Source organism: Limnohabitans sp., assembly GCF_044361985.1.
Classification (GTDB): domain Bacteria; phylum Pseudomonadota; class Gammaproteobacteria; order Burkholderiales; family Burkholderiaceae_C; genus Limnohabitans_A.
Window position 1 is genome coordinate 13,452 of record NZ_JBIKHV010000002.1, and the last position, 13,382, is coordinate 26,833.

12 protein-coding genes are annotated in these 13,382 nt (G+C 62.2%); 8 read left to right on the forward strand and 4 right to left on the reverse strand.

What is annotated here, in order from left to right; translation table 11 throughout:
- Nucleotides 1-5: 5 nt before the first annotated feature.
- The 8 genes from gspL to ACIQ3A_RS00815 all read left to right on the forward strand — a co-directional run bounded on the left by gspL (nucleotide 6) and on the right by ACIQ3A_RS00815 (nucleotide 9,509).
- Entirely contained in the window at nucleotides 6-1,274 is a 1,269-nt protein-coding gene (gene gspL, locus ACIQ3A_RS00780; RefSeq protein WP_396429845.1) for a type II secretion system protein GspL, read from the forward strand.
- On the forward strand, nucleotides 1,271-1,861 hold the full coding sequence (gspM, locus tag ACIQ3A_RS00785; RefSeq protein ID WP_396429846.1) for a type II secretion system protein GspM: 591 nt from the start codon (nucleotides 1,271-1,273) through the stop codon (nucleotides 1,859-1,861). Before gspL ends, gspM begins: the two co-directional genes overlap by 4 nt.
- Entirely contained in the window at nucleotides 1,858-2,718 is an 861-nt protein-coding gene (gene gspN, locus ACIQ3A_RS00790; protein ID WP_396429847.1) for a type II secretion system protein N, read from the forward strand. The genes gspM and gspN overlap by 4 nt, the downstream gene beginning before the upstream one ends.
- A 49-nt stretch (nucleotides 2,719-2,767) precedes the next feature.
- Nucleotides 2,768-4,924 (forward strand): type II secretion system secretin GspD, encoded by a 2,157-nt coding sequence (gene gspD / locus ACIQ3A_RS00795; RefSeq protein ID WP_396429848.1) that lies wholly within the window; start codon nucleotides 2,768-2,770, stop codon nucleotides 4,922-4,924.
- A 16-nt stretch (nucleotides 4,925-4,940) separates the two neighbouring features.
- Complete coding sequence (locus ACIQ3A_RS00800; protein ID WP_396429849.1) at nucleotides 4,941-6,347, forward strand: GspE/PulE family protein; 1,407 nt, start codon at nucleotides 4,941-4,943, stop codon at nucleotides 6,345-6,347.
- 14 nt (nucleotides 6,348-6,361) lie between these two features.
- Nucleotides 6,362-7,261 (forward strand): hypothetical protein, encoded by a 900-nt coding sequence (locus tag ACIQ3A_RS00805; RefSeq protein ID WP_396429850.1) that lies wholly within the window; start codon nucleotides 6,362-6,364, stop codon nucleotides 7,259-7,261.
- 9 nt (nucleotides 7,262-7,270) lie between these two features.
- Entirely contained in the window at nucleotides 7,271-8,500 is a 1,230-nt protein-coding gene (gene gspF, locus ACIQ3A_RS00810; protein ID WP_396429851.1) for a type II secretion system inner membrane protein GspF, read from the forward strand.
- Between the two features lie 109 nt (nucleotides 8,501-8,609).
- Complete coding sequence (locus ACIQ3A_RS00815) at nucleotides 8,610-9,509, forward strand: 5'-nucleotidase (RefSeq protein WP_396429852.1); 900 nt, start codon at nucleotides 8,610-8,612, stop codon at nucleotides 9,507-9,509.
- Nucleotides 9,510-9,592: 83 nt separating this feature from the next.
- Here ACIQ3A_RS00815 and ACIQ3A_RS00820 read toward each other — a convergent pair whose 3' ends face one another.
- The 4 genes from ACIQ3A_RS00820 to ACIQ3A_RS00835 are packed head-to-tail and all read right to left on the reverse strand — an operon-like array spanning nucleotide 9,593 to nucleotide 13,209.
- The gene (locus ACIQ3A_RS00820) at nucleotides 9,593-10,216 is read right to left on the reverse strand and encodes a DUF3299 domain-containing protein (RefSeq protein WP_396429853.1); all 624 of its coding nucleotides are present in this window, start codon (nucleotides 10,214-10,216) and stop codon (nucleotides 9,593-9,595) included.
- Between the two features lie 22 nt (nucleotides 10,217-10,238).
- Entirely contained in the window at nucleotides 10,239-11,537 is a 1,299-nt protein-coding gene (locus ACIQ3A_RS00825; protein ID WP_396429854.1) for an ABC transporter permease, read from the reverse strand.
- On the reverse strand, nucleotides 11,534-12,223 hold the full coding sequence (locus tag ACIQ3A_RS00830; protein ID WP_396429855.1) for an ABC transporter ATP-binding protein: 690 nt from the start codon (nucleotides 12,221-12,223) through the stop codon (nucleotides 11,534-11,536). The genes ACIQ3A_RS00825 and ACIQ3A_RS00830 overlap by 4 nt, the downstream gene beginning before the upstream one ends.
- Before the next feature lie 35 nt (nucleotides 12,224-12,258).
- Nucleotides 12,259-13,209, reverse strand: a complete 951-nt coding sequence (locus tag ACIQ3A_RS00835) for a DMT family transporter (RefSeq protein WP_396429856.1) — start codon at nucleotides 13,207-13,209, stop codon at nucleotides 12,259-12,261.
- Nucleotides 13,210-13,382: the final 173 nt, after the last annotated feature.

Genomic DNA, 13,382 nt, shown 5'->3' on the forward strand with positions numbered 1-13,382 from the left:
TGCTCATGCGCACCCTGATCATTCAACTGCCACTTGGCCTGCCCAGCCCCACCCTGTCGTATCCCCACGCAGTGGTGCAGACCGAGTCCAGCGCCGAAAACTTGTCCATGCAATGGGCCTGTGCGAGTCTGCTGCCCGCGACCAACCGGCAAACCGAAGTGCTGGCCTTGCTGCCTGCCATGGCCCTCTCATGGCACCGTGTCGACTTGCCGCCTGGGCTGCAGGCGCAATCTACAAAACTGCAATCGGCCTTGCAAGGCTTGCTGGAAGACCGCTTGCTGGACGACCCTGCGCAATTGCACATGGCCCTGCAACCCGACTGGAAAACCACAGCCCGGCCCTGGGTGGCCGTGTGCCACCGCCAATGGCTCGACGCGCACCTTCAGGCCCTGGAGCAAGTTGGGCTGAGCGTGCACCGCATCGTGCCCGAATTCAACCCTTCTTCTGCCCTGGCGTTTGCCGCCCAACTGCAAGTGACCGGCTTGGGCGAAGCCGACGCCGGCTGGCTGTGGGTGAGCCATCCCGAGCGAGGTGTTTGGGGACAACCCATGCAGGCACTGCGTTCGCAAAGCCCCGACAAAGCACTGGGGCTGACGGCCGAAGACCGCCAAAGCACCGACATCCAGGCCGAGCCGGGCGTGGTGGCTCTGACCTCCGAATTGATGGGTGAAACAGCACGGCTGATCGCCCCTGGCCAGCATTGGGTCGCGGCCATGGCCGCTGACTGGGATTTGGCACAATTTGACTTGCGCGCCAATGCCCGTTCGCGCCACATCAAAAACGGCCAGCGCGCTGTCAGCACCTTTTGGCACAGCCCTGCGTGGCGCCCCGCACGTTGGGGCCTTTGGCTGTTGCTGGCCAGCCAGTTGGTCGGGCTCAATGCCTGGGCCTGGAAGACACGCGCCGACTGGCAAACCCAGCAAGAAAGCTGGGCAGTCATGCTGCGTGAAGCCTTTCCACAAACCCAAGTGGTGGTCGATGCCCCTTTGCAAATGGCGCGAGAAGTCGAGCGGCTGCGCCAGGCATCGGGCCAACTCACCCCCAGTGACCTGGAGTCGATGCTGGGCAGCCTGGGGCAAGCCATGCCCGCAGGCCTGGCTGCACCGCGCGAATGGACTTACCAGCCCGGTCAATTGCGCCTGCAAGGCTTCAAGCCAAGCAACGCAGAGCAGCAAAAGCTGCAACAAACCCTGCAGTCGCTGGGCTACCGCTGGCGCGCCGAAGGTGACGCCTGGTTGGTGTCCATTGCCCCCACTGCACAGGCCAAGCCATGAGCACACCGTCTCCCTTGCACCCCCTGCGCGCGGCTTGGCAGCTGGCCTGGCAACAACGCAGCCTGCGCGAAAAAAGGCTATTGAGCATGGCGGCTGTGGTTTTGCTACTGGCCACCACCTGGAACCTGGCATTGGCGCCGGCACTGCGCACTTGGCAAGAAGCGCCCGCACAACAAGCCCACCTGGACGCACAAACCCAGGCCATGCGACAACTGCAGGCACAAGCCAAAGGCTTGCAAAAGCCCAACCCAATCAGCCGCACCGAGTCGGTTCAGTGGCTCGAAAAAAGCCTGTCTACGTTGGGTCCCCGCGCCAAAATCAGCGTGCAAGGCGAACGGGCCACCCTGAGCCTTGACGCCACCACGCCCGAGGCTTTGGCGCGCTGGCTCAGCATGGCTCGTGAAAGGGCTTTGGCCCTGCCTGTTCAGGCCCAGTTGCAGCACGGCGCGCCACAGGCTGCGGCACAGGTTGCGGCCCAAGCGAATAAAACCCCCAAGCCCGTCGACAAGACCGACATCAGCGCCCTTCAAAACGCCCCACTCAACGACGTCGTTTTGCGCGGCAGCCTGGTGCTGCGATTGCCATGAAAACCTTGACACCCCATAAGGTAATGGCCCCAAGCCGCCAGCACAACGTTGCCAGAGCACGTTCAGCCCAGGGGGCTGCTCGCCCGGCCTGGGGCCATGCCGCATGGGGCGCCTTGCTGGGCATTGGCGTGGCCCTGCTGGTCTGGGCACCTGCCCGTTGGCTGGCCTGGGGCGTGGCACAGGCCAGCCAGGGCCAGGTGCAGTGGCTCGATCCTCGTGGCACGGTGTGGGCAGGCTCTGCCCAACTCGCGCTGACTGGCGGCACCGGCAGCCGCGACCCACAAGCCCTGCCCGGCCGACTGCATTGGGAGCTGACACCCGGCTGGACTGGCCTGAACATGACCTGGCTGGCCGACTGCTGCATGGCCCAAGCCGCCCGTTTGCAGGTGCAAGCCGGTTGGTCAACCTGGCAGCTGCAATCCAGCGACCTCAACTCTCAGTGGCCTGCCGGCTTGCTGACCGGTTTGGGGGCGCCCTGGAACAGCTTGCAACCCGATGGCCAGTTGCAGCTGAAGACCCAATCACTGGCGTTGCATTGGGCGCAAGGTCGAATGCAAATGAAAGGCCTGGCGCAATTGCATGTGCAAAACCTGTCTTCGCGCCTGAGCCCCATCAAGCCAATGGGCAGCTACCAACTGCAAATTCGTGGCACACCCGAGGGAACGCCCACCCCCAGCCTGCAACTGAGCACCCTGCAAGGGCCGTTGCTCATCAGCGGGCAAGGCCAATGGGTGGGTGCCCGGCTGCGTTTCACGGGCGAGGCCAGTGCGCAAGAAGGCCACGAACCAGCGCTGAACAATTTGCTGAACATCCTGGGTCGCCGCCAAGGCACCCGCAGTCTGATCTCTCTGGGCTAAACCCAAACATCTGCCTCTATTGCCTCTACTGCCTCATTCGCTTTACACCATGCTCACCACCACACGCCCCAGCCATCTGCCCGAGCCTTTGTCCAAGCCAGCTCGCTGGCGACTGTTCGTCCTGACCTGCGTGTGTCTGGCTGGCTCAGTGGCGCAAGCCCAGGCACCAGCTGCCAAAGATGACCCGGTGCTCAAGCCCCCCGCATTGAACGCTCGGCAAAAAGAGCCCGTCACGCTCAATTTTGTCAATGCCGAAATCGATGCCGTGGCCCGCACACTGGCCACTTTGTCGGGCTACAACGTGGTGGTGGACCCCCGGGTCAAGGGCACCATGTCGTTGTCGAGCAACTTGCCCGTGCCACCGGCCCAGGCACTGCGCCTGTTTGCCGCACAACTGCGCACCCAGGGTTTTGCCTTGGTCGAATCGGCCGGGCTTTACACCGTGTTGCCCGAGGCCGAAGCCAAGCTGCAAAGCAGCGCGGTATCGGCAGGGCCTGCGCCCGCCAGCAGCGGTCAAATCGTCACACAAATTTTTCGGCTGAACCACGAAAACGCCAATAACCTGGTGCCGGTGTTGCGCCCGCTCATCAGCCCCAACAACACCATCAACGTGAACCCTGGCACCAATGCGCTGGTGATCACCGACTACGGCGACAACTTGCAGCGCCTGGGGCGCATCATTGCCGCGCTGGATGTGGCCAATGCCACTGGCGTAGAGGTCATTCGGCTCAAACATGGCATTGCCGCTGACCTGGCGCCCATGCTGCAGCGACTGATCGACTCAGGTGCCGCTGCCGGCGCACCGGCAGTGGCAGGCCAGACCGACAATTTGTTCAAGACCACGGTGTTGGCCGAGACCCGCACCAACTCGCTGATCGTGCGTGCCGCCAACCCAGCGCGCCTGGCATTGACGCGCTCATTGGCCGAACAACTCGACCAGCCCAATGCCACAGGCGCTGGCGCGGCCAGTGGCAACATCCATGTGGTGTATTTGAGAAATGCCGACGCCACCAAGCTGGCCACCACGCTGCGCGCCGCCATGACGGCGCAAGGCAGCAACCCGGCGAGTGGGTCGATCAGCCCGACGAGCACCGGGGCTGGCCAGACGGCATCCGGCGCAGGGGGCGCCAGCTCACAGCCCTCAACGGGTGGTCAGATCCAGGCCGATCCGGCCACCAACGCGCTCATCATCACGGCCCCCGAGCCGCAATACCGCCAGTTGCGCGCCGTGATCGACATGCTCGACCAGCGCCGTGCTCAGGTTTTTGTGGAAAGCCTGATCGCCGAAGTGAGTGCCGACAAAGTCGCCGAGTTCGGCGTGCAGTGGCTGAGTGGCACGGGCACCAACGGCAGCACCGTGGGTGTGCTGGGAACCAATTTCGGTGTGGGGGGCACCAACTTGCTGGCATTGGCCGCCAATGTAGAAAGTGGCAAGTACACCCCATCCACCGGTCTGAATGTGGCGATTGGACAGCAACGCAATGGCGCACTCGCCTTGGGCGCACTGGCTCGCTTTCTGCAAGCCAACGGTGATGCCAATGTGTTGTCCACGCCCAACTTGTTGACCCTGGACAACGAAGAAGCCAAGATCGTGATCGGCCAAAACGTGCCTTTTGTCACGGGCCAATACACCGCCAACAACAGCAGCAGTGGCGCCGTCAACCCCTTCCAGACCATCGAGCGCAAAGACGTGGGGCTGACGCTGCGGGTCAAACCCCAGATCAGCGAAAGCGGCACCGTGAAGCTGCAAATTTTTCAGGAAGTCAGCAGCATCGACAGCAAAAGTTCTTCCAGTGCAGGCCTGATCACCAACAAACGCTCCATCGAAACCAACGTGCTGGTCGATGATGGTTCCATCGTCGTGCTGGGTGGCTTGCTGCAAGACGACACCACCAACAGCCAAGAGAAAGTACCTGGCTTGGGCGACCTGCCCTTTTTTGGCAACCTCTTCAAGTCGGAAGCGCGCAGCCGCAAAAAAACCAATCTGATGGTGTTCTTGCGACCCGTAGTGGTGCGTGATGGGGCGGCCACCGAAGCCCTGTCCTTGGGCCGCTATGAGCAAATGCGCATGAACCAGCAAGGCTTCCAGCCCGCCGCAACGGGCCCCTTGCCAGTGAATGGCTCGGCGGTGTTGCCGCCCATCGGCTCGGGCAATGCGGCCTCTGCGCCGGCGCCCGCCGCCGCACCCCAGCCCGCCAAACCCTGACCCTCTGGCCTGCCCCATGCTTTATCCCCTGCCCTATGCCTTTGCCCGCACGCACCGCTTGCTGCTGGAAGACGATGGCCAAAGGCTGTGCCTGAGCTTGTGCGAAGACAGCGACCGCTCGGCCTTGTCTGAAGTGACGCGAAAATTCGCCACGCAGGGCTTGCACATGCTGCACAGCACCTCCACCGAACTGGCGCAACGCATCAACCAGGCCTACTCGGGTGGGCTGGCCAACAGCTCGTCAACGGCCGCTGCTGTGGTGAATGAGGTTGAGTCCGAAGCCGATCTGTCGCGCATGATGCAGGAACTGCCCGCCGTGGAAGACTTGCTGGAAGCCAGCGATGACGCCCCCATCATTCGCATGCTCAATGCCTTGCTGACGCAGGCCGCCCGTGACGGGGCCAGCGACATCCACATCGAGCCCTACGAGCGCCATTCGAGTGTGCGTTTTCGCATAGATGGCACGCTGCGCGAGGTGGTACAACCCAACCGGGCGCTGCACTCTGCACTGATCTCGCGCCTGAAAATCATGGCTGAACTCGACATTGCCGAAAAACGGCTCCCGCAAGACGGACGCATCAGTTTGCGTCTGGGCAGCCGCGCGGTCGATGTGCGGGTGTCCACCCTGCCCAGCGCCCACGGCGAACGCGCTGTGCTGCGCCTGCTCGACAAGAGCGAAGCCCGTCTGACCCTTGAGGCTGTGGGCATGCAAGGCCAAGTGCTGCACCAGGTAGACCAGTTGATCGGCCAGCCGCATGGCATCTTGCTGGTGACGGGCCCCACGGGCTCAGGCAAAACCACCAGCCTGTACGCCGCCTTGCAGCGCCTGGACGCCACACGCAACAACATCATGACGGTCGAAGACCCGATCGAATACGAACTCTCAGGCGTGGGTCAAACCCAGGTGAACGCCAAGATCGACCTGAGTTTTGCCAAAGCTTTGCGGGCCATCCTGCGGCAAGACCCCGATGTCATCATGATCGGAGAAATCCGCGATTTCGAAACCGCACAAATCGCGATTCAGGCCTCGCTCACGGGCCACCTGGTGCTGGCCACACTGCACACCAACGATGCCGCCAGCGCAGTGACCCGCCTGACCGACATGGGGGTCGAGCCTTTTTTACTGAGCTCGTCTTTGCTCGGCGTGTTGGCACAGCGCCTGGTGCGCAAACGCTGCACCACGTGCCACGGTGCAGGCTGCGAGGCCTGCGGCCAGACCGGCTACGCTGGGCGCACCGGCATTTTTGAACTGCTGGTGGCCAGTGACGAAATCCGTGCGCAAATCCACAACCGCGCCGCCGAATCCGAACTGCGTGCGACCGCTTTGCAGCAAGGCATGGTGCTGATGCGCCACGACGGGCAACGTCTGGTCGATGCGGGCATCACCAGTGCCGAAGAGCTGTTGCGCGTCACGCGCGACTGAGCACAAGGCATGCCATGAATGCAGCAGCCGTCGTTCACAGCGCCTTCAAACCGACTCGCAAAGCAGGCCAGACTGCATCGCCAAGGCGCCCCCATGTTTTGGCCATCTGGTGGGTGCTGGGCAGCAGCACTTTGGGCGCTGGACTGGCCTGCGCGCAAGAGGCGCCTTCTGCCGAAAACACCAGGGCTGAAAGCAGCGTGGCTGAAAACACCGGGGCAGTCAACACCCCTTCGCCCTGGACCTACAGCCTGGGGGCCAAACTGGACATCGGTGACCTGCGCCGCTGGAACGGGCTGGAGTTGCGCCCGACCCTGGGCCTGCGCTACGGGCGCTGGCGAATTGGCACTGTTGACAGCCAGACCTGGCCTCAATTTGGCCAAGCGCTTCAAGACAACAGCCTGACGTATGACTGGCTGAAAGACAGCCAATGGCAAACTGGCTTGTCTGCCAGCGTGGTCAACCTGGACCAAGACGCCACGTTCGATGCTTTCAAAGCAGGGCGCAAGACACTGCGCATCAAAGCCTCTGTGGATTACAGCCTGAACAGGCGCTGGATTTTGGGCCTGAACATGACGCAAGACCTGCTCAAACGTGGTGATGGCACCACCTTGTCGCCCACGTTGACCTACCGCAAACCACTGGACAATGACAGCGCCTTGCTGCTGAGCGCTTACACCACCTGGGCCACAGCGCCCCATTGGCAAACCGATGCGGCCCGCACTGAAGGCTCGGCGCTGCGCCAAGATGCAGGCCTGGGCATCTGGGGCGCACAAATCACTTACCGGCAACGCTGGTCGCCCAAGTGGGCTTTTTACAGCCAGCTCAGCACCAGCCGCCTGATCTCACCCTCAACTCCTGTCACAGACCCCCAAGGCTTTAGCGGTCAACTGGGTGTCATCTATTTCAGCCACTGACCCGTCAATATGCCTGCCTACCGTTTTGAAGCCCTGCAAGCCGATGGCACCACGCGCAAAGGCATGGTGGAAGCCGACAGCCTGAAATCAGCCAGGACGCAACTGCGTTCGCAATCCTTGGTGCCCCTGGTGGTGCAAGCCATTGCCTCAGGCTCAACCGACAAGCTGCTGCCCTGGTGGCAGCGGCCCATCGGCAACAACCGCGCTTTCAGCACCAGCCAGCGCGCGGTCTGGACCCGGCAATTGGCAGGTCTTGTGAGCAGCGGCCTGCCGATCGAGCGGGCACTGTCCGCCTTGGCCGAAGAATCCGAACACGACAAGCAGCGCCAGCTGATGGCGGCGATTCGGGCCGAAGTCAACTCGGGCAGCAGCCTGGGTCGTGCCTTGGGGCTCCACCCGGGGGAGTTTCCAGCCATCGACCGCGCCGTGATCTCTGCTGGCGAAGAAAGCGGCCACTTGGGAGATGTGCTGAACCAATTGGCCAATGACTTGGAAGACCAGCAGCTGCTGCGATCCAAACTGCTGTCGGCCTCGCTTTACCCGGCCATCGTCAGCCTGGTGGCGCTGGCAATTGTGATTTTTCTGGTGACCTCGGTGGTGCCGCAGGTCGCGGGCGTGTTTGCAGGGACCAAGCGCCAGTTGCCTTTGCTGACGGTGGCCATGCTGGCCATCAGCGACTTTGTGCGAACGTGGGGTTGGTTGTTGCTGCTGGCTGCAGTGGGCGGTACTTTAAGTTTCCGGATGGCCTTGAAACAAACCGCTTTTCGTCTGCAGTTCGATGCCGCCTGGCTGCGCCTGCCCCTGATTGGGCGACTGGCCCGTGGCTACAACAGCGCCCGTTTTGCCTCCACGCTGGCCATGCTCACGGCGGCAGGCGTGCCCATTCTCAAAGCATTACAGGCCGCCGCCGACACCTTGTCCAACCAGGCGCTGCGGGCCGATGCGCTGGAAGCCTTGGTGCGCGTGCGCGAAGGCGCCCCGCTCGGCACGGCATTGGCACAAAACGCGCGCTTTCCGGGCCTGTTGTCCATGTTTGCCCGCTTGGGCGAACAAACGGGACAACTGCCCGTCATGCTGCAACGGGCCGCCACACAACTGTCTTCCGAGGTGCAGCGCCGCGCCATGGCCCTGGCCACCGTGCTTGAACCCCTGCTGATCGTCGGCATGGGCGGCATGGTCATGCTGATCGTGCTGGCCGTGCTGATGCCGATCATGGAACTCAACCAATGGGTCAAGTGACCTGCACCGAGGCTCACTGCATGGGGCCCCTTGCCTCCCGAAAGGCGTTTCGCACCATCGGGCATCCTGAGGGTGCTCTTCAATTTCTTCAACATGGAGCGGGTAAAAAATGGCTGTGACACTCGAAGGTCAGTTGGTCGTCGCGATCTCTTCGCGGGCCTTGTTCGACTTTGAAGAAGAGAACCGCCTGTTTGAGCAAGGCGATGACCGGGCTTACATGAAGCTGCAACTCGACCGGCTGGAAGTGCCCGCCAAACCCGGCGTGGCATTTTCTTTGGTGCGCAAGTTGTTGGCCTTCAACGATGCCGACGCGCAACGGGTGGAGGTGGTCATCCTCTCGCGCAACGACCCGGTGTCGGGCATGCGGGTGTTCCGTTCGGCGCAGCACTACGGCCTGGCCATCCAGCGCGGCAGCTTCACGCGGGGCCAGCCGCCGTGGCGTTACCTCAAGCCCTTGAATGCCAACCTGTTTTTGTCCACCCATTTGTCCGATGTGCGGGCGGCACTGGGCGCAGGGGTGCCGGCCGCCCAGGTCTACCCGCATTCGGCACTGGCCTCCGAGGCGCACCCGCACGAAGTGCGCATCGCCTTTGATGGCGATGCCGTGCTGTTTTCCGACGAAGCCGAGCGTGTTTTTCAGGCCGAGGGCCTGACGGCTTTTCAAGCGCATGAGCGCGACAAAGCCGGGCAACCTTTGCTGGCAGGCCCCTTCAAGCCTTTGCTGGCCGCCCTGCAACGCTTGCAGCAAGAAGGCACGCCCGCCATGCGGATTCGCACCGCTCTGGTCACGGCCCGCAGCGCGCCCGCCCACGAGCGCGCCATTCGCACGCTGATGGACTGGAACATCGAGGTGGACGAAGCCATGTTTTTGGGCGGCCTGCCCAAGGGTGAGTTTCTGCGTGAATTCGAGCCCGACTTTTTCTTTGACGACCAGACCGGACACATCGAGTCGGCCGCGCGCCATGTGCCTTCGGGCCATGTCGCATCAGGCGTATCCAACCCGGATTGAACTCTTTCGGGTTGAACCTTCTGCGGCTTGAACCTTTTTCAGGTTGAACCTTTTTCGGGTTAAACCTTCTTCGGGTTGAGCGCTTATTTTTTCTCAGAAAAAGGCGCCACCAGCTTGGCATCCAGCCGGTAGCTGGCCACGCCCATGTGCGAGTCGGTCTTGGTCGCACTCAAGGCACCCGTGACCCACAGGGTGTCCATCAGGCGAAAGCGTTTGGTGGGTTTGTCCAGCACCACGTGCACGATTTGGTTGGCCGGGGGCGGCGGTGAATGCACGCAAGCGCCAAAGTAGGGCACCAGCAAAAACTCTTTGGTGCCTTCAGGCAAATCTTCCAGCGGCACCATGAAACCCGGCAGGCGCACGCTCTGGCCCAGAATCATCGGATTGATGGGGGCGTTGTCCCACATCTGGCGCATTTTTTTGAGCGCCTCTTCGGCCTTGGGGTCGTTGTCTTTCAAGCCATCCAGGTTCAGCGCCTTGAGGTCTTTGTAGGGGTCCCAGCCGGCAGGGATCAACTGCTCCCAGCCAATGCTGCGGGTGGGGCCGGGCAGCCCAGCGCCTTGGGGTGCAGGCCCTGCCGACAAGGCCGGTTGCACTTGCGGTACCGTTTCGCGCACGGTGTCTCGCAAGCTTTGCGCCATGACCTGCCCTGCCAGCAGCCCGCTCAAAATGCACAAGCCAAGCCCGAATCGCCTTGGTTTTTTCATGGCCGACTCCTTCACTTTAGATTCAAACACGCGGCGACAGGCCATCGGCCAAGGACATGCGGTAAGCCCGCCAGGCAGGCCCCAGGCTGGCCAGCATGCCCGCCAGCAACACACCCCCCACCAAAGCCAGTTGCGATGGCAAAGGAGCTGCCATCTGCAAACGAATGCCCAGAGCGTTTTGCAGCCAGGGCGTGGCCAGCAGCATGCCGCCTTGGGCCAGCAGCAGGCCTGCGAGCACCCCTGCGCCAGTGACCCACAAGCCCTCTAAAGTCAGCAGGCCCAGCACGTCGCGCGGCCCTGCCCCCACGGCACGCAGCACCGCCAGTTCACGTCGGCGCTCATTCAAGCCCGCCAGCACCACCGCCATGAGCGAGACCACGCTCACAAAAGCCACCAGAGCAGACACGGCCAGCAAAGCGTTTTCGCCCATGCCCAACACCGACCACAACTCGCCCAAGGCGACGCCAGGCATCACCCCCATCAAGGCCTCGGCCTCGTAAACATTCACAAAGCGCTGCACATTGAACACCGCTGCACGGCTCTTGAGACCAACCAAAGCGGCTGTGACTTCTTCGGGCTCCAGGTTGAACTTGCGCGCCATGTCGGCGGGGATCTGCCCACCCGGCAAAGGCGTGCCCGCAACCCAGTCGAGGTGCAGGGCTTCCAGGGCCTGCAGGCTCACATGCACGGTGCGGTCAACCGGCGTGCCAGTGGGCGCCAGAATGCCCACCACCTTGAAAGGCTTGTCGGCGTGCTCATCTTTGTCTGCTGCATTTTCATGCGCATGGTCATGGTCGTGCAGGCCATGCGCCAAGGTGATGTTTTGCCCCAGGCCATAGCCCAATTGGCGCGCTACCTCGGCGCCAATCACCGCTTCGTACAAACCATCCAGCGTACCCACAAACGCCTGGCCTTGCTGCAACTGCAGTGGCTGTTTGTCACCGTAGGCAAAGTGCTGAAAATATGCCGGCGTGGTGCCCAGCACCGGATAGCCACGGTGCGAATCGCCCAGGCTCAAGGGCACCACCCACGACACCGATCGGTGTTGCGACAGGGCGCGCACGCTGTCCATCGACATGGTTTGCGGAACGCTACCCAGGTGAAACACCGAAAACAGCATGAGCTGCACCGGGCTGCTGCGTGCACCCACGATCAAATCAACGCCACTGACCGATTGCGAAAAACTGGTGCGAATGTCGTGTCGCAAACGCTCCAGCGTCCAGAGCAAAGCGGTGGCCAACGCCAGCGACACCACCACCCAAACCAGGGTGCTGCGCCGGTTCCAGGCACTGCGGCGGGCGATGCTCAACAAGCTGTTCATGCGAAGCCCTCTTGCGTTTGCAAGGCTGGCAAAGACCATTGCACATCAAAGCGCGCAGCTTGTTGTTCGTCGTGGCTGACGCACACCAGGGTGCTGCCGGCATCGCGTGCGGCCTGCAACAAAAGGTCCATGAAGTCGCGGCGCAAGGCGGCGTCCAGCGCCGAGGTGGGCTCATCCGCCAAGATCAATTCCGGTTGGCCGATCAGGGCGCGGGCGGCGGCCACGCGCTGCTGCTGGCCCACCGACAAGGCATCGGCCCGACGCGGCCACAAATCAGAGGGCAAGCCCATGCGTTGCAACCAGCTTTGCGCCGATGCCTGTGCGCCCCCTGCGGGCTTGCAGCGCTGGAGCCGCAAGGCCGAAAACCGGCAAGGCAGTGTGACGTTGTCCAGCACGCTCAGGTAAGGCAGCAGATTGAACTGCTGAAAAATCACCCCCACATGGTCGGCCCGAAAGGCATCCCGCTGGCCCGCACGCAAAGCCGCCCAATCTTGCCCCAGCAAAGACACACGACCCTCGCGGGGGGACAAAACGCCAGCCAAAAGCCCAAGCAAGCTGCTTTTGCCACAGCCACTGGGACCATGCAAAAAAGCAGTTTGACCGGGGTCCAAGTGCAAACGACCGAGCACCAGCGTGTCGGCCCCACCCTGGGTCCATGCAAAGCGCAATGACTCGATATCGATCACGAAAACTCCCGGTGTTGACGCGGCAATATACCCTGTCAATCCGGCACGGTGATCTTTCTCCGGCCTTCACGGCGGGCAATCCACACGGTGGCCCACAAAATCACAAATGCGCCCAACCAGGTCGACTGGCTGGGCACATCGGCAAACACCAGCCAGCCCAGCAGGGAAGCCCAGACCAAGTCCAGAAAGCGCAACGACTGGGTGGCCGAGATATCGGCCATGGCAAAGGCCCGCGTCAGGCAATAGTGGGCCAGCGTGCCCAGCACCCCCGTGGCGGCAAAACCGATCCACTGCATGGTGGTGGGCATTTGCCAGTTGGGCAAGGCCATGGGCAGGCTGAGCACAGAGACCGTGAGGGCTTGCCACAGCACGATGACGCCAGGCTTTTCGTAACGGGTCAGGGCTTTGGTGATCAAGAACGAAGCGGCAAACACAGGCGACGAGGCCAGCATGACCAGGTTGTACCAGCCCCCATCGCCCGACATCTTGGGCAAGACCACCACCAGCACACCGGCGAAACCAATCATGGCAGCGATCCAGCGGTCTTTGCGCATGGGCTCACCCAGAAACCAGGCGGCTCCGATCATGATGAAGATCGGCCCGGTGAAGCCGATGGCCGTCATGTCGGCCAAGGGAATTTTTGGCAAAGCGGTGAACCACAAAATCAAGCCCAGGGTGTGCACGCCACCGCGCCAGAACTGCCCAGCCATGTTGACGGGCATGTAACTGCGCCAACCCTCCCGAAACACCCAGGGCAGGATCACCAGCAGGCCAAACAAATAGCGCAAGAACTGCGACTGGTAAACATCCAGGTGCAAGGTCAGTTCGCGGGCAACGGCGTTCAGCAAAGAAAAAAGAATGCCCCCCAGAACCATCCAGACCATGCCTCGAACGGCAGCAGGCCAAGCTGCAAATGTGCGCAGATGGCGGCGGTGCGCAAGCGCCCACTGACGCTGTAAAAAGAAAAAGGGCTTGCGCGGTTTCATGCAAGCCCGAAAAGGACGAGATCAGTCACGTGGGCATCGTAAGTGAGGCCGCTTTGATCACCAGTCGCTTGGGTTACGCCTTGCCTTGATGGCAGACCCGCAGCCATCCAGGGGCTGGGGTTTGGCATGAAACAGATGGCCCATCGAGGTCCAGCTGAAAAAATCAAAAGGCC

Bases quoted from the DNA above. Each gene is read 5' to 3' on its own strand.
- ACIQ3A_RS00805 (WP_396429850.1), top strand. From the start codon at position 6,362: ATGAATGCAGCAGCCGTCGTTCACAGCGCCTTCAAACCGACTCGCAAA.
- ACIQ3A_RS00835 (WP_396429856.1), bottom strand. From the start codon at position 13,209: ATGAAACCGCGCAAGCCCTTTTTCTTTTTACAGCGTCAGTGGGCGCTT.
- gspD (WP_396429848.1), top strand. From the start codon at position 2,768: ATGCTCACCACCACACGCCCCAGCCATCTGCCCGAGCCTTTGTCCAAG.
- ACIQ3A_RS00800 (WP_396429849.1), top strand. From the start codon at position 4,941: ATGCTTTATCCCCTGCCCTATGCCTTTGCCCGCACGCACCGCTTGCTG.
- gspF (WP_396429851.1), top strand. From the start codon at position 7,271: ATGCCTGCCTACCGTTTTGAAGCCCTGCAAGCCGATGGCACCACGCGC.
- gspM (WP_396429846.1), top strand. From the start codon at position 1,271: ATGAGCACACCGTCTCCCTTGCACCCCCTGCGCGCGGCTTGGCAGCTG.
- ACIQ3A_RS00825 (WP_396429854.1), bottom strand. From the start codon at position 11,537: ATGAACAGCTTGTTGAGCATCGCCCGCCGCAGTGCCTGGAACCGGCGC.
- gspL (WP_396429845.1), top strand. From the start codon at position 6: ATGCGCACCCTGATCATTCAACTGCCACTTGGCCTGCCCAGCCCCACC.
- ACIQ3A_RS00815 (WP_396429852.1), top strand. From the start codon at position 8,610: ATGGCTGTGACACTCGAAGGTCAGTTGGTCGTCGCGATCTCTTCGCGG.
- gspN (WP_396429847.1), top strand. From the start codon at position 1,858: ATGAAAACCTTGACACCCCATAAGGTAATGGCCCCAAGCCGCCAGCAC.
- ACIQ3A_RS00820 (WP_396429853.1), bottom strand. From the start codon at position 10,216: ATGAAAAAACCAAGGCGATTCGGGCTTGGCTTGTGCATTTTGAGCGGG.